The following is a 19,040-nucleotide window of genomic DNA, read 5'->3' on the forward strand; positions in this document are numbered from 1 at the left end:
TTCAGGCCGCCGCGCCTTGCGCGGCGAGCTGTGCGGCCTGATGCTCGGTGGTCAGCGCGTCGGTCAATTCGCCGAGCGCTTCGCCGGCGATCACCTGCGGCAGCTTGTAGAGCGTCAGGTTGATGCGATGATCGGTGACGCGTCCTTGCGGGAAATTGTAGGTGCGGATGCGCTCGCTGCGGTCGCCGGAGCCGACCTTCTCCTTGCGCTCGGCCGAGCGTGCGGCGTCGAGGCGCTGCTGTTCGGCATCGTAGATGCGCGAGCGCAGGATGTTCATGGCGGAGGCGCGGTTCTTATGCTGCGAGCGGCTGTCCTGCATCATCACCACGATGCCGGTCGGGATGTGGGTGATGCGGATCGCCGATTCGGTCTTGTTGACGTGCTGGCCGCCGGCGCCCTGCGCCCGCATGGTCTCGATGCGGAGGTCGTCGTTCTTGATGTCGACGTCGACCTCCTCGACCTCCGGCATCACGGCGACGGTAGCGGCGGAGGTGTGGATGCGTCCCTGCGTTTCGGTGTCCGGCACGCGCTGCACCCGGTGCACACCGGATTCGAATTTCAGCTTCGAGAACGCGCCGCGGCCCTGGACCTCCGCGATGATCTCCTTGTAGCCGCCGACCGTGCCTTCGCTGGCCGAGATCACCTCGACCTTCCAGCCCTGCAAGCTGGCGAAGCGCTCGTACATCCGGAACAGATCGCCGGCGAACAGCGAGGCCTCGTCGCCGCCGGTGCCGGCGCGGATTTCCAGCACCACGTTGCGGTCGTCCATGGCGTCCTTGGGCAGCAGTGCGACGCGAATCTTCTGGACCAGCTCTTCGATTTTTGGCGTCAGCTCGTCGCGCTCGGCTTCCGCCATGCCGCGCATCTCGGAATCCGTCGCGGGATCGGCGATCAGCGCCTCGGTGTCGGCGAGTTCTTTGACCGCAGAACGATACGCCTTCACCGCCTCGATCAGCGGGGTGAGCTCGGCGAGCTCGCGGGTGATCTGCACGTAGCGTTCGGAGGCGAGCTGGCCGAGCGATTCGGCCTCGAGCGAGGCGTGATGCGCGAGCAGGACGTCCAGTTTGGCTTCGGGGAGTGACGACATCGGTTCGGTCTCAAAGGGCGGAAAAAGGCGAGGCGGCGGGAAGGGGGCGACAGGCCCGCTACAACGCCAGGCCCTCGGCCTCGGCAAATTCCGTCAGCTTCTGCCGGATCGAGACGCTGCCGGAGGGCGCGTCCAGCAACGGGCCGAGCATCGCTTCGGCCTTCTTGGCATCGAGGTCGATCACCATCGCCTTGACCGGGCCGAGCGCGGTCGCCGAGAGCGACAGCGAACGATAGCCCATCGCGATCAGCGCCAGCGCGCCGATCGGCTTGGAGGCCATCTCGCCGCACAGCGATAACGACTTCTTCGCATCGTTCGACTTCCGCGCGATCTCGCGCAGCACGCGCAGGATCGGCGCCGACATGGTGTCGAAGCGCTCGGAGACCTTGGCATTGCCGCGGTCGACCGCGAACAGGAACTGGAACAGATCGTTGGACCCGACCGAGATGAAGTCGACCTTCTTCAGGAGCTCGTCGAGCTGGTAGAGCAGGGCGGGCACCTCGACCATGGTGCCGATGTCGATGCGCTCCGGCAGGGTGTGGCCGTGCTGGCGCAGATAGGTCAGCTCGCGCTCGACCAGCGCCTTCGCAGAGTCGAATTCGGCGACCTCCGAGATCATCGGGAACATGATGCGCAGCGCGCGGCCGCCGCCGGCGCGCAGCAGCGCGCGGATCTGGCCGCGCAGCAGGCCGGGGCGATCGAGGCCGAGCCGGATCGCGCGCCAGCCGAGTGCGGGATTCTCCTCGATCACCGCTTCCATATAGGGCAGCGCCTTGTCGCCGCCGATGTCGAGGGTGCGGAAGGTGACGGGCTTGGTGCCTGCGGCGTCCAGCACCGTGCGATAGAGCGCGAGCTGGTCGCTGGTGCGCGGCAGGCTCTGTCCCACCATGAATTGCAGCTCGGTGCGGAACAGGCCGATGCCGGCGCTGCCGGTGTCCTCGATATGCGGCAGGTCGATCGCAAGACCTGCGTTGATCATCAGCTCGACCTTCTGCCCGTCCTTGGTGACGCAGGGGCGGTCGCGCAGTGCAAGGTATTGCGCCTGGCGGCGGGCGCGGAAGCGCACGCGTTCGGCAAAGGCGGCTTCGACCTCCTGCGACGGGCGCACATAGATCGAGCCCGAGGTGCCGTCGACGATGATGGCGTCGCCGGGATCGGCGATGCCGGGCGCGTTCGGCACTTCGCCGACCGCGGGAATGCCGAGCGCGCGGGCCACGATCGAGACGTGGGAGTTGGCGGTACCTTCCTCCAGCACGATGCCGCGCAGGCGCTTGCGGTCGTAGTCGAGCAGCGCCGCCGGGCCCATCGCGCGCGCGATGACGATGGCATTGTCGGGCAATTGCTCGCGCGAGGGTGCGTGGTCCTGGCCGACCAGCTGCCGCATCAGGCGGTAGCCGAGATCCTCGAGATCGTGCAGCCGGTCACGCAAATAGGGATCGGTGGAGCGCAGCATGCGCGCGCGGGTGTCGGACTGCACGCGTTCGACGGCGGCTTCCGCCGTGAGGCCGGTCGCGACCGCCTCATGCAGCTTGTGCGACCAGCCCTGGTCGTTGGCGAACATGCGATAGGCTTCCAGCACCTCGCGGTGCTCGCCGCCCTCGGCAACGTCGCCACGCTCCAGCATGCGGTCGAGATCGGCGCGCAGCTTGGCGAGCGCGGTGTCGAGCCGCTTGATCTCCTTCGGCAGATCCTCGGCGATGTAGTCCTTGATGACGACGCGCGGCTCGTGCAGCACGACATGGCCGAGCGCGATGCCTTCCGAGAGGATGGCGCCGACCTTCTGCGCCGAATGGCGCGCGGCCGGCTCCTGGCCCGGCTGGGCCAGCGCAGACAATTCGCCGGAGGCGATCAGCTCCGCCAGCACCATCGCGGTGGTCTGGAGCGCCTCGAGCTCCTCCTCGACATAATTGCGCTTGGCGCGGTTCTGCACCACCAGCACGCCGAGCGTGTTGCCGGCGCGCAGGATCGGCACGCCGAGGAAGGAGTGGTAGATTTCTTCGCCGGTCTCCGGGCGGAACGAGAAGGCCGGGTGGCTTTGCGCGTCGCTGAGGTTGAGCGGGGTCGCCTCGCTGGCGACGAGGCCGACCAGGCCCTCATGGGCGCTCAGCACGGTATGGTGCACCGCCTCGCGGTTGAGACCTTCGGTGGCGTAGAGCTCGAGCGTGTTGTCGATGCGCAGCACATAGACCGAGCACACCTCGGCCACCATATTGGCGGCGATCAGCACCACGATCTTGTCCAGCCGCTCCTGGGCCGAGACCTGCTCCGCCATGGTTTCGCGGAGCCGTCTCAACAAGACGCGGGGACCTCCCGACGCGCTCCGCATGAACCGTCAATCTCCTCCGTCTGCCTGGCCCGGCGGTATCGGCCGGCGGCTGGCCCAAAATTCCAGAAAAACAACCAAATTGTTCGTCCGGCGCAGGCACAAACACAAATCTACTCAAGATTTAGCGCTTGCACCGAATCAGCGCCGCCTGAACTGGGACACAGTCTGCGGCAGCCCACCCTGTTCGCCGTATAGCGAATTGAGGCTTGTTTTGCCAAGCAAAACGCCTGCCAAACGCGAAGGTGTGTACACCTTCGCGTTTGCTGCGACCGCTAAGAGAAAATTCGTCTAGGCCTGATCGAGACCGTAGAGCGTGTGCAGGGTGCGTACCGCGAGCTCGGTATAGGCGGTGTCGATCAAAACCGAGAATTTGATCTCGGAGGTTGTAATGGCCCGGATGTTGATATTCCGTCCGGCGAGGGCCGAAAACGCCTGGGCGGCGACGCCGGCATGGCTGCGCATGCCGCTGCCGATTACCGATATCTTGGCGACGTCGGTGGCGGTATCGAGCCGGGCATAGCCGATCTTGCCCTTGGCGGCCGTGATCGTGTCCTTGGCGCGGGTGTAGTCGGCCGCCGGCACCGTGAAGGTGAGATCGGTGGTCTTGCCGTCCTCGGAGACGTTTTGCACGATCATGTCGACGTTGATGTTGGCATCCGCCAGTGGGCCGAAGATCGACGCTGCCACGCCGGGCTTGTCCTCGATCTGGCGTACCGAGATCTGGGCCTCGTCCTTCGAAAAGGCGATGCCGGTGACGACGTGGCTTTCCATGATCTCCTCCTCGCTGCAGATCAGCGTGCCGGGCGGCTGGTTGGCATGCGGGTCGATATCCTCGGGCTTGTCGAAGCTCGAGCGGACGAAGATCGGCATGTTGTGGACCATGCCGAGTTCCACCGAGCGGACCTGGAGCACTTTTGCGCCCTGGGAGGCCAGTTCCAGCATGTCTTCGAACGCGATCTTGTCGAGGTGGCGGGCCTTCGGCACGATTCGCGGGTCGGTGGTGTAGACGCCGTCGACGTCGGTGTAGATGTCGCAGCGGTCGGCCTTGACGGCGGCGGCGATCGCCACGGCCGAGGTATCGGAGCCGCCGCGGCCGAGCGTGGTGATGCGATTGGTCTCGGGATTGATGCCCTGGAAGCCGGCGATGACCGCGACCTCCTTGCGCTCCCGGAAGCGCTTGATGATCTCGCTGCCGTCGATGTCCTCGATTCGGGCCGAGGCATGGGCGTCGCTGGTCTTGATCGGGATCTGCCAGCCCTGCCAGGAGCGGGCCTGGATGCCCATGCCCTGAAGCACGATGGCGAGCAGGCCCGACGTCACCTGTTCGCCGGAGGCGACAACGGCGTCGTATTCGCGCGCGTCGTGCATCGGCGAGGCCTCGGTGCACCAAGCCACCAGCTCGTTGGTTTTACCGGACATCGCCGAGACGACCACGGCCACTTCATGGCCGGCGTCGACCTCACGCTTCACATGGCGTGCGACGTTGCGGATACGTTCGATATTGGCGACGGACGTGCCGCCGAATTTCATCACGAGGCGGCTCATGACGACGCGTGCATTCCCTCATAAGGATCAGTATGGTGACCCGCACCGGACGGGTGCCGGCGGACACCGACCGCGCGTATACATAGCGGCGGGGCCGGGGGCAAGCGGGTTCCTGCGGGGGCAGGGTAAGGTCCGACCTAAGGTCTGGCTTGGGGGTATGGGTTAACCGAGATCATGGCGCGTTATATCGACGAGATCCTGCAACCGGGCGAGCGGGTGCTGTATTCGACCAATGCGCACTGGATCTTCTATTTTCCGGCCATCGTGGCCTGGATCGTGGCTCTCGCCTTTCTCGTCCTGATGCCGCAGGCCACGGCCGATGGCCTCAGGGTGCTGTGCCTCATAGCCGCCGGCGTCGTAGCTCTGGCCGCCCTTTACTGGACCATCAAGGGCTGGTTCCATCGCTTCACGACCGAGACCGACGTCACCAACTTGCGGGTTGTGCACAAGACGGGGTTCATCAAGCGCCGGACCTTTGAAATGGCGCTGGACAAGGTCGAGAGTGTCGACGTCGACCAGTCGATTCTTGGACGTATTCTCAACTACGGCGACGTGACGATTCGCGGCGTTGGCGAGGGGATCGAAAAGATCACGACCGTCGACACGCCGCTCGCCTTCCGTAGTTCGATCACCACGCGGTAGGACCGCGCCTAACCATGAGCATGCAGCAAAATACTTCCGCAACCGCAAGCCCGCAGCCGGGCTCGACCGTCGACGCCGCCGAGATCGCGAAATTCTCGAAACTTTCGGCCGAGTGGTGGGATCCCAACGGCAAGATGGCGCCGCTGCACCGGATCAACCCGCTGCGGCTCGGCTACATCCGCGACGCCGCCTGCCGCAAGTTCGAGCGCAACGTGCGCAGCCTCAACTGTCTTGGCGGCCTGCGCGTGCTCGACATCGGCTGCGGCGCCGGCCTGTTGTGCGAGCCGCTGTCGCGCCTCGGCGCCCAGGTCATCGGCGTCGATCCCTCGGTGAGCAACATCGCCGCCGCGAAGCTGCACGCCGACAAGAGCCATCTGTCGATCGATTACCGCTGCACCACGGTCGAGGAGATCGACCCGCGCGAGCGCTTCGACATCGTGCTGGCGATGGAAGTGGTCGAGCACGTCGTCGATGTCGGCGTTTTCCTCAAGCGCTGCGCGGCGCTGCTGAAGCCGAACGGGCTGATGGTGGTCTCGACGCTGAACCGGAACTGGAAGAGCTTTGCGCTCGCCATCGTCGGCGCCGAATACGTCCTGCGCTGGCTGCCGCGCGGCACCCATGAATGGAACAAGTTCGTCACCCCCGACGAGCTGACGAAGTATCTTTTGGACAACCGTCTCGTCATCACCGAGCAGACCGGCGTCGTCTACTCACCCTTCGCCGACAAATGGGCCCTCTCGTCGGATATGGACGTGAACTACATGGTCGTGGCGGAAGGGATGGTGTGAGGGGTACGCGAGGCGCGAGCATCGCACCCATGACGTGGGCGTGATTGACCTGCTTCGCCGCTAGCGGCAGGTTGGCCACGGCTTCCCCTCCTACCGCTCCACCCGCATGCTCACCATCGCCAGCCTCTGGATTCCCTTCACCGTCATTGCTGCGCTAGGCCAGGTCGCGCGCAATGCGATGCAGCGGTCGCTGACGAAGCCGCTGGGGACCTGGGGCGCGACCAATATCCGCTTCCTGTTCGGCTTCCCGTTCTCGCTGCTGTTTTTGGGCGTGGTGCTGGTCGCGACCGGTGATCACCTCGGCATGCCGCCGACCGTGTTCTGGCCCTGGCTGTTGCTCGGGGCGCTCAGCCAGATCGTTGCGACCGGGCTGATGCTGCTCGCGATGAACGATCGCTCCTTCGTGGTGACGACGGCCTACCTCAAGACCGAGGCGATCCAGACCGCGATTTTCGGCTTCGTCTTCCTCGGCGATCATCTCACCTGGCTCAAGGTGCTGGCGATCGTGATCGCGACTGTCGGCGTCGTCATCACGGCCCTGCGGCCCGGCGGCGAGAAGAGCTTTGCCGAGCTGAAGCCGACCATCACCGGTCTCGTCGCGGCTGCGGCGTTCGCGTTGTCAGCGGTCGGTTTTCGCGGCGCGATCATCAACGTGCCTGATGTCTCCTTCGTGACGGCGGCGTCGTTCACGCTGGTGCTCGGTCTGTTCGTGCAGACGCTGGTGCTGACGATCTATCTGCTCTGGCGCGCGCCAAAGGTGCTCCAGTCGATCCTGGGATTGTGGAAGCCGTCGCTGCTCGCAGGCTTCATGGGCGCGTTCGCCTCGCAATTCTGGTTCCTGGCCTTCGCGCTGACGGCCGCCGCCAACGTCCGCACGCTCGCTTTGATCGAGGTGCTGTTCGCGCAAGGCGTGGCGTATTACTCGTTCAAGCAGCCGATCGCGCCGCGCGAGATTTTTGGTATCGCGCTGATCGTGGTTGGAGTCGCGTTGCTGGTGGGAGTTTAGCCGCACCCACCGTCATGCCCGGCCATGACGGAAAGCGCGAACTGTCAGTTCCTATCTTCCGGGAGCGTCGGCAGCGGCGACACCTCGATGCCTTCGTCGATCAGCGACTTGGCCTCGTCGGGCGAAGCCTCGCCATAGATCGGACGGTGCTCCTTGTCGCCGTAATGCATCGCGCGGGCTTCGTTCGCAAAGCGCTCGCCGACATTGTCGGCGTGCTTGACGATGTGATCGCGCAGCTCCTTGAGCTTGGCGCGCAACTCGCGCTCCTGCGCCATCATCAGCGAGGTCGGTCCCGACGGCGCAGCCTCGGGCGCAGGCGTTGAGGCCGGCTCCGGCGGCGGCGTCGCCCGTCCGCGGCCCTTCTTGCCGATGATCCGCGGGGCCATGATCGCCTTCTCGACCTTGGCCGAGCCGCAGATCGGGCAAGTCACGAGCTTGCGCCTCACCTGCGAATCATAAGCCGACGAGCTCTGGAACCAGCTTTCGAATGCGTGGCTTCGGTCGCAGTGGAGCGCGTAGCGGATCATGCCGATCCCCGCACTAGGTGGAGATGGTCCGGCCCGGCCTTGGGATCGGCGACGCCGAAGCGGCGGCCGTGCTGGAGCGAGGGGATCGCGCGGCGGGCAGTCTCGACCTTGGCCGGGTCGATCTTGGCCATGATGATACCGGGCTCGACATCGCCCTCGGCGAGGATCTCGCCCCAGGGATCGATGATCAGCGAGTGGCCATAGGTCTCGCGCTTGTTCTCGTGCAGGCCGGCCTGTGCCGCTGCGAAGATGAAGCAGCCGGTCTCGATCGCGCGCGAGCGCAGCAGGATGTGCCAATGCGCCTCGCCGGTCTTGCGGGTGAAGGCCGACGGCACCGTGATAAAATACGCGCCGCTCTCGGCCAGCGCGCGGTAGAGCGCGGGGAAGCGCACGTCGTAGCAGATCGTCAGCCCGACGCGACCCCAGGGCAGGTCGGAGATCACGGCGGTCTCGCCCGGCTGGTAGTTGGCGGATTCGCGATAGCTCTCGCCGTCCGGCAACTCGATGTCGAACATGTGGATCTTGTCGTAGCTCGCGAGCACATTGCCCTCGGGGCCAATCAGGAAGGACCGATTGACCGCCTTCTCCGGCGAGAAGCGCAGCGCCAGCGATCCGACATGGATGTGGATCTTCAGTTCGGCCGCGAGCGCGCAATAGGCCCTTAGCGAGGTGTCGTCCTCTTCGCTCTGGAGGTGCTCGAACAGCGCCTTGCGGTTGAGCTGCATCATGTTGCTGACTTCGGGCGTCTGCACGTAATCGGCGCCATCGGCCGCAGCCTGCCGGATCAGTCTGGTGGCCTGCGCGAGGCTCGGCTCGGGCATCAGGCCGGTGCGCATCTGGATCATCGCGGCGGTGAAGGTGCGATCCTCGCTCATGACACCGCCTTTACGCTTTCGAGCAGGCCGTCGAGCTTGCCCTCGCGGTCGAGCGCATAGAGCTCGTCGCAACCGCCGACATGGGTTCCGCCGATCCAGATCTGCGGGAAAGTCGAGCCCCCGCCGGCGCGGTCGTACATCTCTTCGCGCCAGGACGGGTTCCTGGCGATGTCGAACTCCGTGAAGGTTGCCTTCTTGCGGGTCAGCAGCGATTTGGCGGCGGAACAATAGCCACAGCCCGGCCTGGTGTAGATTTCGACAGCGTCGGTCATGTCGTGTGGCGCTCTCATGTCATGAAGTCATTGAATTATATGGGACGGGGGCCGCTCTCGACAACCCGGGCGAACACCAGCACGTCCACCTGGGCCGCCTTGGCGCGGAGCAGGGCCCGCGCACAGGCGTCCAGCGTCGCCCCCGAGGTCAGAACATCGTCGATCAGGACGATGCGGCGGCCCTGGATTTCCGCCTGGCGGTCGGGGGGTACCTGGAATGCGCCCTGCACATTGGTGGCGCGCTGGGTCCGCGACAGGCCAATCTGCTGCTCGGTGGCGCGCACCCGGCGCAGTACTTCACCGCGCACCCTGACACCGCTCTGCCGCGCGATGATGCGCGCCAGCGCCCCGGACTGGTTGTAGCGGCGCCGCCACGCCCGGCGCCAATGCAGGGGCACCGGCACCAGCATGTCGGCTCCGGTGAGCAGTTCGGCGCCCGCGCGCGCCATCCAGCGGCCCATGGCCGGCGCCAGATCGGTGCGGTCCTGGTATTTCAGCGCATGCACCAGCGTGCGCGCGACGTCGTCATAGCGCACCGCCGCGCGTGCGCGCTGGTAGGCCGGCGGGCTCGCGATCGCCTCCATCGACAGCATCTCGGGGCCGGGATCATAGACGAAGGGAATGCCGAGCCGCGGGCAATAGGGCCGTTCGATGAACGACAGCCGCGCCCAGCAGGCCGCGCAGACGCCCTCGCCATCGACGGGCTCGCGGCAGGACACGCACAGTGTCGGCAGCGCGATGTCGAGCGCGAGCCGTGCGGCGCGCGACAGCACGTGGCGGCCGGCCGTCCATGCGGCACGCAACGGCGCGGCGATGGAGCGGGTGGGGGCGGCGTCGGCTTCCATGGGGAGAGGCTAGCGTTCTGTTTACGGGGGCTCAAGCCACACTCTCGCGCCCCGGACGCAGCGCAGCGCTCCCGGCTATGCGAAGCATCGTCCGGTGCGGTGCGCTGTAGAGCCGGGACACGAGAGAGGAGATTGCCATGGCGGTCGTGATCGGCGTAACCAGCGGCATGGCCCAGAACCCGCAAACCCCGCCCGCTCTGTTCGATCGCGCATTGCTGCATGCGCGGCAGCGGCGCGCACATGCGCAGGGCGAGGTGACATTCCTGCTCGATCGTGTTGCAGAGGACATGACCGACCGGCTGGCCGCCGTGATGCGGGAGTTTCACGCTGCGGCCGATCTCTGGACGCCCGGAGAGGGGCTCACGGGGCCGCCATCACTTCGGCGGATCGCGCTCGACGAAGCGGGCGCGGAAAAACTGCCCTTTGCCCCGGAAAGTCTCGACCTCGTCGTCTCGGCGCTGGCGCTGCAATTCGTCAACGACCTGCCGGGGGTGCTGGCGCAGGTGCGGCGTGCGCTGAAGCCGGACGGATTGCTGCTCGCAGCGATGATCGGCGGCGACAGCCTGACCGAGCTGCGCCAGGCCTTTGCGGCGGCCGAAGCCGAATGCGAGGGTGGCGTGTCGCCGCGCGTGGCCCCGTTCGCCGATCTGCGCGATATCGGCGCGCTGTTGCAGCGGGCAGGCTTTGCGCTTCCGGTCACCGATGTCGACCRTGTCGTGGTGCGCTACGCCAATGCGTTTGCGCTGATGCAGGATCTCCGCCGCATGGGCGCGGCCAATGTGCTGATCGAGCGGCGGCGCACGCCGACGCCCCGCGCGACGCTGCTGCGCCTGGCCGAAATCTACGCCGAACGCTTTGCGGATGCCGACGGCCGCATCCGTGCGACATTCGACATCATCTGGCTCTCCGGCTGGGCCCCGCATGCAAGCCAGCAGCAGCCGCTCAAGCCGGGGTCGGCGAAAGCGAGCCTGGCGGAGGCGGTGAAGAAGGCGGGGAAGGAGTGATCCTCATGGTGAGGAGGCGCGTAAGGTGCGCTTAGCGGACGATGCTTTGCATCGCCGCGAGAACCATGCGGGCCGCGCTCTTGCCGTGTGGCCATCCTTCGAGACGCGCGTGCCGCGCTCCTCGGATGAGGTCCGTACTCACATCAGCAAATCGATCAGATGCGGGATCAACGGAATGTCCGCGGGCGGCATCGGGTAGTCGCGCAGCTTGTTGGCGCGGACCCAGGCCAGGGTCTGGCCTTCGCGCGGGGTGACCAGTCCCTCCCAGCGCCGGCAGATGTAAAGCGGCATCAGCAGGTGAAAGGTCTCGTAGCCGTAGCTCGCAAAGGTCAGCGGCGCCAGGCACGGTTCGGCGACGGTGATGCCGAGCTCTTCATGCAGCTCGCGGATCAGGCTCTGCTCCGGCCGCTCGCCGGGCTCACACTTGCCGCCGGGGAATTCCCAGAGGCCCGCAAGCGTCTTGCCCTCCGGGCGCTGCGCGATCAGGACGCGCTTGTCGGCGTCGACGAGCGCGCAGGCCACCACCAATGTCAGTTTGAGATCGGCCATCGGCGTTCGGTTTAAGACCTGTAATCCCCGTTGATCGCGACATACTCCTTCGTCAGGTCGCAGGTCAGCACGCGGTCGCGACCCTTGCCGAGGCCGAGCGAGACCTTGATGGCGATCTCCGGGGCCTTCATCGCTTCCGACACCTGCGCCTCGTCATAGGACGGATCGCGCGCGCCGCTCTTGGCGACGCGGATGCCGTTGAAGGAGATCGAGAGCTTGTCGCGATCGGCCGGCTCGCCGGCCTTGCCGACCGCCATCACCACGCGGCCCCAATTGGCGTCCTCGCCGGCGATTGCGGTCTTGACCAGCGGCGAGTTCGCAATCGACATCGCGATCTTGCGAGCCGACGCCTTGGTCTTGGCGCCTTCCACGGTGATCTCGACCAGCTTGCGCGCGCCCTCGCCGTCGCGGGCGACCTGCTCGGAGAGATTGGCGAGCACCTGGTTGAAGGCCTTGACGAAGGCCTTCAGGCGCGGATCGCTGGCGCGGCTGATCTTCGGCGCGCCGTGCTCGGCGGCGGCGCCGGTGGCGAAGGCCAGCAGCGTGTCCGAGGTCGAGGTGTCGCCGTCGATCGTCACCGCGTTAAAGGTGTCCTCGACGCCGCTCTTGAGCAGGGCTTGCAGTGCACCGGGCGCGATCGGCGCGTCGGTGAAGATGAAGGACAGCATCGTCGCCATGTCGGGGGCGATCATGCCGGCGCCCTTCGCCATGCCGTTGATGGTGACCTTGGCCTTGCCGAGCTTGACGGTCGCGGTCGCGACCTTCGGGAAGGTGTCGGTGGTCATGATGGCCTTGGCCGCGGCGAGATAGTCGCCGGGCTCGGCGGTCTCGGCCAGCCGGCCGAGCACACCGTCGAACTTGGTCGCGTCCAGCGGCTCGCCGATCACGCCGGTCGAGGCCAGGAAGATCTCACCCTCGCTGCATCCGACCGCCTTGGCCGCGATCTTCGCGGTCAGCGCGGTGGAGCTGCGTCCGGTCTTGCCGGTGAAGGCATTGGCGTTGCCGGAATTCACCACCAGCGCGCGCGCCTTGCCGCCCTTCAGCTTGGCGCGGCACCATTCCACCGGCGCGGAGGGGCATTTCGACCTGGTGAAGACGCCCGCGACCGCGGTGCCCTTGTCCATCACCGCCAGCAGCACGTCGGTGCGGTTCTTGTAGCGGATGCCGGCTTCGGCCGTCGCAAGACGGACGCCCGCGATCACGGGCATGTCGGGGACAGTTTTGGGGGCGAGCGGGGAGACGGAGGAGGACATCGGGGCGCCTTGGTGAGGTCTGGATATGCAGATGGCCGGGCATTTGCCCGGCCATTGCGACGTTAGATACTATTGGCGTCCGCGAAGTGACAGCGAATTCTTACTTCTTCGCGGGGGGCGCCATCTTGCTGTCGGAGGGCTTGGCAGGGTCGGCCGGCTTGGCATCCGGTTTTGCATCCGCTGCCGGCTGGTCGGTCCGCTCGACCTTGGCTTCCGCGCGGAGCTTGGCGACGTAGTCGGCCTGGGCCTTGCGGGTGACGTACTGCTCGATCTGGGCCTTGACCTGCTCGAAGTCCGGCGCCTTGCGGTTGCGCTTTTCCTCGACCTTGATGATGTGCCAGCCGAACTGCGACTTCACGGGATCGGAGATCTTGCCCGGCTCCAGCGTGAAGGCCACGGCCGAGAACTCCGGCACCATCTGCTCCTTGGTGAAGAAGCCGAGGTCGCCGCCATCGGCGGAGCCCGGATCCTTGGACTTCTTCTTGGCGAGCTCGGCGAAATCGGCGCCCTTGTCGAGCTCGGCCTTCACCGCCTTGGCCTCGTCCTCAGTCTCGACCAGAATGTGGCGGGCGCGGACCTCCTGCTCGCCGGTGATCTGCTTGGAGGCCTCCTCATAGACCTTCTTCATGGCGTCGGGGGTGGTGGCGGCCTTGCCCTCGTTGGCGAGCAGGCTGTCCATCAGCAGGCGGTTCCGGGCGAACGCCAGGCGCTTCTTGAACTCGTCGCCGTCGGCGACCTTCTTGTCCTCGGCAGCCTTGCTGACGATCTTCATGTCGATCAGGAAGGACAGCACGTTCTCGTCCTTGGTCGCCGGGTCCATCTGGGCGAGGCTCGCCCCGAGTTCCTCCTCGGCCATGGCAACGTCGCTCTTCTTGATTTCCGCGCCATTGACCTTCGCCAGCACCGGATCGTCGGCAGCCCGGCCGGGACCCGCGATCAGCGCCAACGCAAGGCAGCCCACGAGGGCGGTGGCGAGGCCGAAGCGCAGGCCGGTTTTGGTTACCGGGAACGAGGTGGTCATGGAAAATCCTTTTGTTGAAGCAGGGGGCTGCTCTAGCGGGGCGGACACTCGCCCAATTCAGGGGGGCTTGGCAACGCGAAAAGTCTGTCAAAATGATGAATTAGCCGCAATGCGCCCGCCGTTGACAAGGCCCTGACCGGGCCATATCTCTGCCCGGTCGCGACCATGGCGATGGCGTTTATTTTGCTGCGTTTTTGGCCGTTGAACCCAGACTTGCCCAATTCCCACCCATATGGCGGATGACCCCCCGCAGTCCGGGCTCTGTCGCCATCAGGCGTCACGGTGAGTTGATAGGCAGGGGGGTGACAACTTCTTGGCTGCAACGCGGTTGAATCGCGAACACAGGAACTAGGCATGATCGGCGCGCTCGCCCGCAAGTTTTTCGGCTCCGCCAACGACCGGCGGGTGAAGGGATACCAGTCCCGCGTCAACGCGATCAACGCGCTGGAGCCGGAGGTTTCGAAACTCTCCGACGAGGCACTGAAGGCCCGCACCGTCGAGTTCAAGAAACAGCTCGCCGAGGGCAAGACGCTCGACGATCTGCTGGTGCCGGCCTTCGCCACCGTGCGCGAAGCCGCCAAGCGCACGCTCGGCCAGCGGCATTTCGACGTGCAGCTGATCGGCGGCATCGTGCTGCACGAGGGCGACATCGCCGAGATGAAGACCGGCGAAGGCAAGACGCTGGTCGCAACGCTCGCGGTCTATCTCAACGCGCTCGCCGGCAAGGGCATTCACGTCGTCACCGTCAACGACTACCTCGCCCGCCGCGACTCCGGCTGGATGGGCCAGATCTACGGCTTCCTCGGCTTGACCACCGGCGTGATCGTGCACGGCCTGGACGATGCCGAACGCAAGGCGGCCTATGCCTGCGACATCACCTACGGCACCAACAACGAATACGGCTTCGACTATCTGCGCGACAACATGAAGTACCGGCTCGAGGACATGGTCCAGCGCCCGCATTTCTACGCCATCGTCGACGAAGTCGACTCCATCCTGATCGACGAAGCGCGCACGCCGCTGATCATCTCCGGCCCGCTCGACGACCGTTCCGATTTCTACAACACCATCGACGGCTTCCTGCCCAAGCTCGACAAGACCGATTACGAGGTCGACGAGAAGCAGCGGACGGTGACGCTGACCGAAGGTGGCATGGAGAAGATCGAGACGTTGCTGCGCGACGCCGGCCAGCTCAAGGGCGAGTCGCTCTACGACGTCGAGAACGTTTCCGTCGTGCACCACATCAACCAGGCGCTGCGCGCCCATACGCTGTTCACGCGCGACAAGGACTACATCGTCCGCGACGACGAGGTCGTCATCATCGACGAGTTCACGGGACGCATGATGGCCGGCCGACGTTATTCGGAAGGCCTGCATCAGGCGCTTGAAGCCAAGGAGCATGTCCAGGTTCAGCCGGAAAACCAGACGCTGGCCTCGATCACCTTCCAGAACTACTTCCGGATGTACGAGAAGCTCGCCGGCATGACTGGTACGGCGCTGACGGAAGCCGATGAGCTCTTCGACATCTACAAGCTCGAAGTCGTGGAGATCCCGACCAACGTGCCAGTGGGCCGCCTGGACGAGGACGACGAGGTCTATCGCACCCAGAACGAGAAATACGCCGCCATCCTGGCCGAGATCGAGCGCGCCAATGCGCGGCTGCAGCCGGTGCTGGTCGGCACCGCCTCGATCGAAAAATCGGAAGTGATCGCCGAATACCTCAAGAAGCACGGTTACCGGCAGATCGATTTCGGCAACGAAAATTCGATGCAGAAGCTGTACGCCGCGGCCCGCGCCGGCAAGCCGGCAAAACTGTTCGCGGTGCTGAACGCGCGCTTCCACGAGCAGGAAGCCTATATCGTCGCGGAAGCCGGCGTGCCCGGCGCGATCACGATCGCGACCAACATGGCCGGCCGCGGTACCGACATCAAGCTCGGCGGCTCGCTCGAGATGCGGATCCAGCAGGAGACTGCCGGCATCGAGGACGAGGCGGAGAAGGCGAAGAAGATCGAGCAGATCAAGGCCGACATCGAGCACTTCCGCGAGATCGTGCTGAAGGCCGAGGAAGAGGTCGAGATCGAGCCGGCGAAGGGCTCGAAGCCGGCCAAGACCGTGAAGAAGCCCGGCGGCCTCTACATCATGGGATCCGAGCGTCACGAATCCCGCCGCATCGACAACCAGCTGCGCGGCCGTTCCGGCCGTCAGGGCGACCCCGGCCGCTCGAAGTTCTTCCTGTCGCTGGAAGACGATCTGATGCGCATCTTCGGCTCGGATCGTCTCGACAGCATGCTGCAGCGTCTCGGCCTCAAGGAAGGCGAGGCGATCATCCATCCCTGGATCAACAAGGCGCTCGAGAAGGCGCAGCAGAAGGTCGAGGCGCGCAACTTCGACATCCGCAAGAACCTGCTCAAGTTCGACAACGTCCAGAACGACCAGCGCAAGGTGATCTTCGACCAGCGCGTCGACCTGATGAAGGACGACAGCGTCGCCGAGACCGTCACCGACATGCGCCACGCCTTCATCGACGACCTCGTCGCCAAGCACGTGCCCGAGCATGCGTATGCCGAGCAGTGGGACGTCGCCGGCCTGAAGGAAGAGCTGAAGCGCGTGCTTGATCTCGACCTGCCGGTCGACGACTGGGCCAAGGAAGAGGGCATCGCCGACGAGGAGCTGCTCACCCGCATCGAGACCAAAGCCGACGAGCACATGGCGGCCAAGGTCGGGCAATGGGGTCCCGACGTGATGCGTTACGTCGAGAAGACCATTCTGCTCCAGACGCTCGACCATCTCTGGCGCGAGCATCTGATCATGCTCGACCATCTGCGCCAGGTTATCGGCCTGCGTGGCTACGGCCAGCGCGATCCGTTGCAGGAGTACAAGACCGAGGCCTTCAATCTCTTCCAGGAGATGAGCGCGCATCTGCGCGAGGCCGTCACGGCGCAGCTGATGCGCGTCGAGATCGTCCCGCCGGAGCAGGAAGCTCCTGTCCTGCCGCCGATGGAAGCGCACAAGTTCGACCCCAACACCGGCGAGGACGAAATGGCGCTCGCCAGCGTCACGCTCGGAGCGCAGGCTTCCGACGCAGCTCTTCGCGATCCGAAGAACCCCGCAAGCTGGGGCAAGGTCGGCCGCAACGAGGATTGCCCGTGCGGCTCAGGCAAGAAGTACAAGCACTGCCACGGGCGGTACGCGTAGTCGCTAGCCCCGCTGTCATGCGCGCGTGAGACGCGATGTTCGTGCCTCACGCTCCACTGTCGTCGCCCGGCTCGACCGGGCGATCCAGTACGCCGCGGCCTCTCGGTTGAATCACTGGCGTCTCTGGAATACTGGATCGCCCGCTTTCGCGCGCGATGACGGCTGTGTGTGTGGCGGTTTGCGCCATGCCCTCACGAGATGAAGTGTTGCGAGAGCTCGCTAAGCCAGCCCTCAATTCGAGCTGTCGATCAAGCTCTCCAGCAGCCGCTTCAATTCGCTCGTCGACTTGTCGCCGTAGCTCTCCAGGATGTGCTCCTCCTGGTCCACCGCGAGCGAGTTGAGCTTCTTGCACAGCACCTTGCCGCGGTCGGAGATGAACATCAAAACCTTGCGGCGGTCGTTCGGGTCCTGCACGCGATAGACCAGCGTGTCGGAAACCATGCGGTCGATCATCTTGGTCAGCGTCGGATGATTGAGCAGCACCGCGTCCGCGAGTTCGCCCATCGAGTGGCCATCGCCGTCCGACAACACCTTAAGGATGCGCCACTGCTCGACGGGAACGCCTTCCTTGCTCAGGCGCAGTTCCAGCTGCCGGTTGATCTCCCGGTTGGCTTGCGCGAGCAGGTAGGCGAGGTGTTCGGTGATCGGGGAGTTCGGTTTTGCCACGGCTAAGACTTCGTCTTGACCCAAATGAGTGAATGTCTTGCAATCAATGCTGCTTCTATATGCACTTCAATTGTTGAATATTCAATATTTTCAAAATAGGATGTTTGCCTAACAAAAGGGCGGATGCCGCGGCCGCCTGCTCATTGTGCTTTCAGGTCTGGTGCCAGACAGGAGTTGGCGTGCACGCGACGGTAAACTTCCCGGCTCACGGCAGTCCGGCGATGCCGCCGTCCTTGCTGCTGAGGAATCTGTCGTCGTCGGGAGCCGATAGCTCGCTGTCGCCGGGCGATCATGCGTTCCTCAGGCGGCGTGGCGCGAACAAGCTGCGCATCGGCGGCTTCATCTGCTGCACGGGATCGCCGGGTGTGTGGGGCCCCTGCGCGACCAACAGCGCGCAACTCGCCGTTGCCGAGATCAACAAGCGCGGCGGCATCCTCGGCCGCGAGATCGAGTTGTCGATCTACGACGCCGGCGGGCCGCTCGATGAGGTGCTGAACCGCGCCGAGCAGGCGATCGCATTCGACGAGGTCGATCTCATCGTCGGGCTGCACACCAGCGCGGTCCGCGTCGGCTTGCGCGACGTCACCACGCGTCATCGCATCCCCTACATCTATACGCCGGTCTATGAAGGCGGCGAGCGCACGCCCGGCGTGATGGCGATCGGCGAGACGCCGCGCTGGCAGAGCCGGCCGTCGATCCACTGGCTTGCCGACGTCAAGAAGGCGTCGCGCTGGTACCTGATCGGCAGCGATTACGTTTGGCCCTGGCAATCGCACCGCGCCGTGAAGAACTACATCAGGGAAACCGGGGGCCACGTCGTCGGCGAGGAGTTCGTCCCCCTCGGCGAGGACAATCACGAGCCGCATCTGGCGCGCATCCGTGCCGCGCGGCCCGATGTCGTGCTGATCTCGCTGATAGGCACCGACAGCGTCACCTTCAATCGTGCGTTCGGCGAATGCGGCCTCGGTGCCACGACGCTGCGGCTGGCGGGGGCCATGGACGAGACGGTGCTGCTCGGTATCGGCGCCGACAACAGCGAGAACATGTTCTGCGCATCCGGCTATTTCTCCGGTATCGGCTCGCGAGCCAATGACGACTTCCAGATCCGCTATCGCGCGATGTTCGGGCCGAACGCCCCGCCGATCGGCTCGCTTGGCCAGTCCAGCTATGAAGGCCTGCGTTTCCTCGAAGCCGTGGCGAAAAAGGCAGGTTCGCTGTCGATGGCGCCCATGCTCGCGGCGGGCCGCAACATCGTTTACGGCGGCGCGCGCGGCCCGGTCGTCGTTCGCAACGGCCACGCCCGCATGCAGATGTATCTCGCGGAGGCCGACGGCCTCGACTTCAAGCTGATCAAGCCGGTCTGAGCCTGCTGCGGCAATCCGGACAGCCCCATCTTAAAATAATACTTGAAAAGGAAAATATTTCCGCTTTGAATGTTT

General features: G+C 65.2%; 17 protein-coding genes. 6 read left to right on the forward strand and 11 right to left on the reverse strand.

Annotated features, from left to right (window positions below):
• Position 1: 1 nt before the first annotated feature.
• The 3 genes from prfA to AB4Z51_RS00285 all read right to left on the reverse strand — a co-directional run bounded on the left by prfA (position 2) and on the right by AB4Z51_RS00285 (position 4,958).
• Positions 2-1,087, reverse strand: coding sequence for a peptide chain release factor 1 (gene prfA, locus AB4Z51_RS00275; RefSeq protein WP_166060453.1), 1,086 nt, complete (start codon positions 1,085-1,087; stop codon positions 2-4).
• A gap of 58 nt (positions 1,088-1,145) precedes the next feature.
• The gene (gene ptsP, locus AB4Z51_RS00280; RefSeq protein ID WP_063980570.1) at positions 1,146-3,413 is read right to left on the reverse strand and encodes a phosphoenolpyruvate--protein phosphotransferase; all 2,268 of its coding nucleotides are present in this window, start codon (positions 3,411-3,413) and stop codon (positions 1,146-1,148) included.
• 288 nt (positions 3,414-3,701) lie between these two features.
• Positions 3,702-4,958 carry an aspartate kinase gene (locus AB4Z51_RS00285; RefSeq protein ID WP_441496777.1) on the reverse strand — a complete coding sequence of 419 codons (1,257 nt, stop codon included), beginning with the start codon at positions 4,956-4,958 and terminating at the stop codon, positions 3,702-3,704.
• 174 nt (positions 4,959-5,132) lie between these two features.
• On the opposite strand from AB4Z51_RS00285, the gene AB4Z51_RS00290 reads away from it, so the two are divergent.
• The 3 genes from AB4Z51_RS00290 to AB4Z51_RS00300 all read left to right on the forward strand — a co-directional run bounded on the left by AB4Z51_RS00290 (position 5,133) and on the right by AB4Z51_RS00300 (position 7,394).
• Positions 5,133-5,600: a PH domain-containing protein gene (locus tag AB4Z51_RS00290; RefSeq protein WP_071908493.1), complete on the forward strand. Its 468-nt coding sequence runs from the start codon at positions 5,133-5,135 to the stop codon at positions 5,598-5,600.
• Between the two features lie 14 nt (positions 5,601-5,614).
• Entirely contained in the window at positions 5,615-6,388 is a 774-nt protein-coding gene (gene ubiG, locus AB4Z51_RS00295) for a bifunctional 2-polyprenyl-6-hydroxyphenol methylase/3-demethylubiquinol 3-O-methyltransferase UbiG (RefSeq protein ID WP_354118577.1), read from the forward strand.
• A 106-nt stretch (positions 6,389-6,494) separates the two neighbouring features.
• Positions 6,495-7,394, forward strand: coding sequence for an EamA family transporter (locus AB4Z51_RS00300; RefSeq protein ID WP_439033884.1), 900 nt, complete (start codon positions 6,495-6,497; stop codon positions 7,392-7,394).
• Positions 7,395-7,438: 44 nt separating this feature from the next.
• Here AB4Z51_RS00300 and AB4Z51_RS00305 read toward each other — a convergent pair whose 3' ends face one another.
• From AB4Z51_RS00305 to AB4Z51_RS00320, 4 genes are read right to left on the reverse strand one after another with little or no spacing between them, the layout of a single operon-like run.
• Positions 7,439-7,921 carry a DUF1178 family protein gene (locus AB4Z51_RS00305; RefSeq protein ID WP_439033885.1) on the reverse strand — a complete coding sequence of 161 codons (483 nt, stop codon included), beginning with the start codon at positions 7,919-7,921 and terminating at the stop codon, positions 7,439-7,441.
• Positions 7,918-8,796 carry a carbon-nitrogen hydrolase family protein gene (locus AB4Z51_RS00310; protein ID WP_354246735.1) on the reverse strand — a complete coding sequence of 293 codons (879 nt, stop codon included), beginning with the start codon at positions 8,794-8,796 and terminating at the stop codon, positions 7,918-7,920. The genes AB4Z51_RS00305 and AB4Z51_RS00310 overlap by 4 nt, the downstream gene beginning before the upstream one ends.
• On the reverse strand, positions 8,793-9,068 hold the full coding sequence (grxC, locus tag AB4Z51_RS00315) for a glutaredoxin 3 (RefSeq protein ID WP_063980577.1): 276 nt from the start codon (positions 9,066-9,068) through the stop codon (positions 8,793-8,795). Before grxC ends, AB4Z51_RS00310 begins: the two co-directional genes overlap by 4 nt.
• Positions 9,069-9,103: 35 nt before the next feature.
• Positions 9,104-9,913 (reverse strand): ComF family protein, encoded by an 810-nt coding sequence (locus AB4Z51_RS00320; protein WP_441496778.1) that lies wholly within the window; start codon positions 9,911-9,913, stop codon positions 9,104-9,106.
• Between the two features lie 137 nt (positions 9,914-10,050).
• Between AB4Z51_RS00320 and AB4Z51_RS00325 the strand changes: the two genes are divergently transcribed.
• A complete protein-coding gene (locus tag AB4Z51_RS00325) occupies positions 10,051-10,917 on the forward strand; it encodes a methyltransferase domain-containing protein (protein WP_441496779.1) in 867 nt (288 codons plus the stop codon).
• Positions 10,918-11,055: 138 nt separating this feature from the next.
• Here AB4Z51_RS00325 and AB4Z51_RS00330 read toward each other — a convergent pair whose 3' ends face one another.
• The 3 genes from AB4Z51_RS00330 to AB4Z51_RS00340 form a co-directional block, all read right to left on the reverse strand.
• Positions 11,056-11,466, reverse strand: coding sequence for a (deoxy)nucleoside triphosphate pyrophosphohydrolase (locus AB4Z51_RS00330; RefSeq protein ID WP_028159577.1), 411 nt, complete (start codon positions 11,464-11,466; stop codon positions 11,056-11,058).
• A gap of 11 nt (positions 11,467-11,477) precedes the next feature.
• Positions 11,478-12,719, reverse strand: a complete 1,242-nt coding sequence (gene argJ, locus AB4Z51_RS00335) for a bifunctional glutamate N-acetyltransferase/amino-acid acetyltransferase ArgJ (RefSeq protein WP_441496780.1) — start codon at positions 12,717-12,719, stop codon at positions 11,478-11,480.
• A gap of 100 nt (positions 12,720-12,819) precedes the next feature.
• Positions 12,820-13,740: a peptidylprolyl isomerase gene (locus AB4Z51_RS00340; RefSeq protein ID WP_063980581.1), complete on the reverse strand. Its 921-nt coding sequence runs from the start codon at positions 13,738-13,740 to the stop codon at positions 12,820-12,822.
• A 354-nt stretch (positions 13,741-14,094) separates the two neighbouring features.
• On the opposite strand from AB4Z51_RS00340, the gene secA reads away from it, so the two are divergent.
• A complete protein-coding gene (secA, locus tag AB4Z51_RS00345) occupies positions 14,095-16,935 on the forward strand; it encodes a preprotein translocase subunit SecA (RefSeq protein ID WP_441496781.1) in 2,841 nt (946 codons plus the stop codon).
• A gap of 231 nt (positions 16,936-17,166) precedes the next feature.
• Here secA and AB4Z51_RS00350 read toward each other — a convergent pair whose 3' ends face one another.
• The gene (locus tag AB4Z51_RS00350; protein WP_014490415.1) at positions 17,167-17,601 is read right to left on the reverse strand and encodes a MarR family winged helix-turn-helix transcriptional regulator; all 435 of its coding nucleotides are present in this window, start codon (positions 17,599-17,601) and stop codon (positions 17,167-17,169) included.
• A 179-nt stretch (positions 17,602-17,780) separates the two neighbouring features.
• Between AB4Z51_RS00350 and AB4Z51_RS00355 the strand changes: the two genes are divergently transcribed.
• A complete protein-coding gene (locus tag AB4Z51_RS00355) occupies positions 17,781-18,965 on the forward strand; it encodes a substrate-binding domain-containing protein (protein ID WP_014490414.1) in 1,185 nt (394 codons plus the stop codon).
• Positions 18,966-19,040 lie beyond the last annotated feature (75 nt).

It is taken from the genome of Bradyrhizobium sp. 2TAF36 (assembly GCF_052114925.1).
GTDB lineage: Bacteria > Pseudomonadota > Alphaproteobacteria > Rhizobiales > Xanthobacteraceae > Bradyrhizobium > Bradyrhizobium barranii.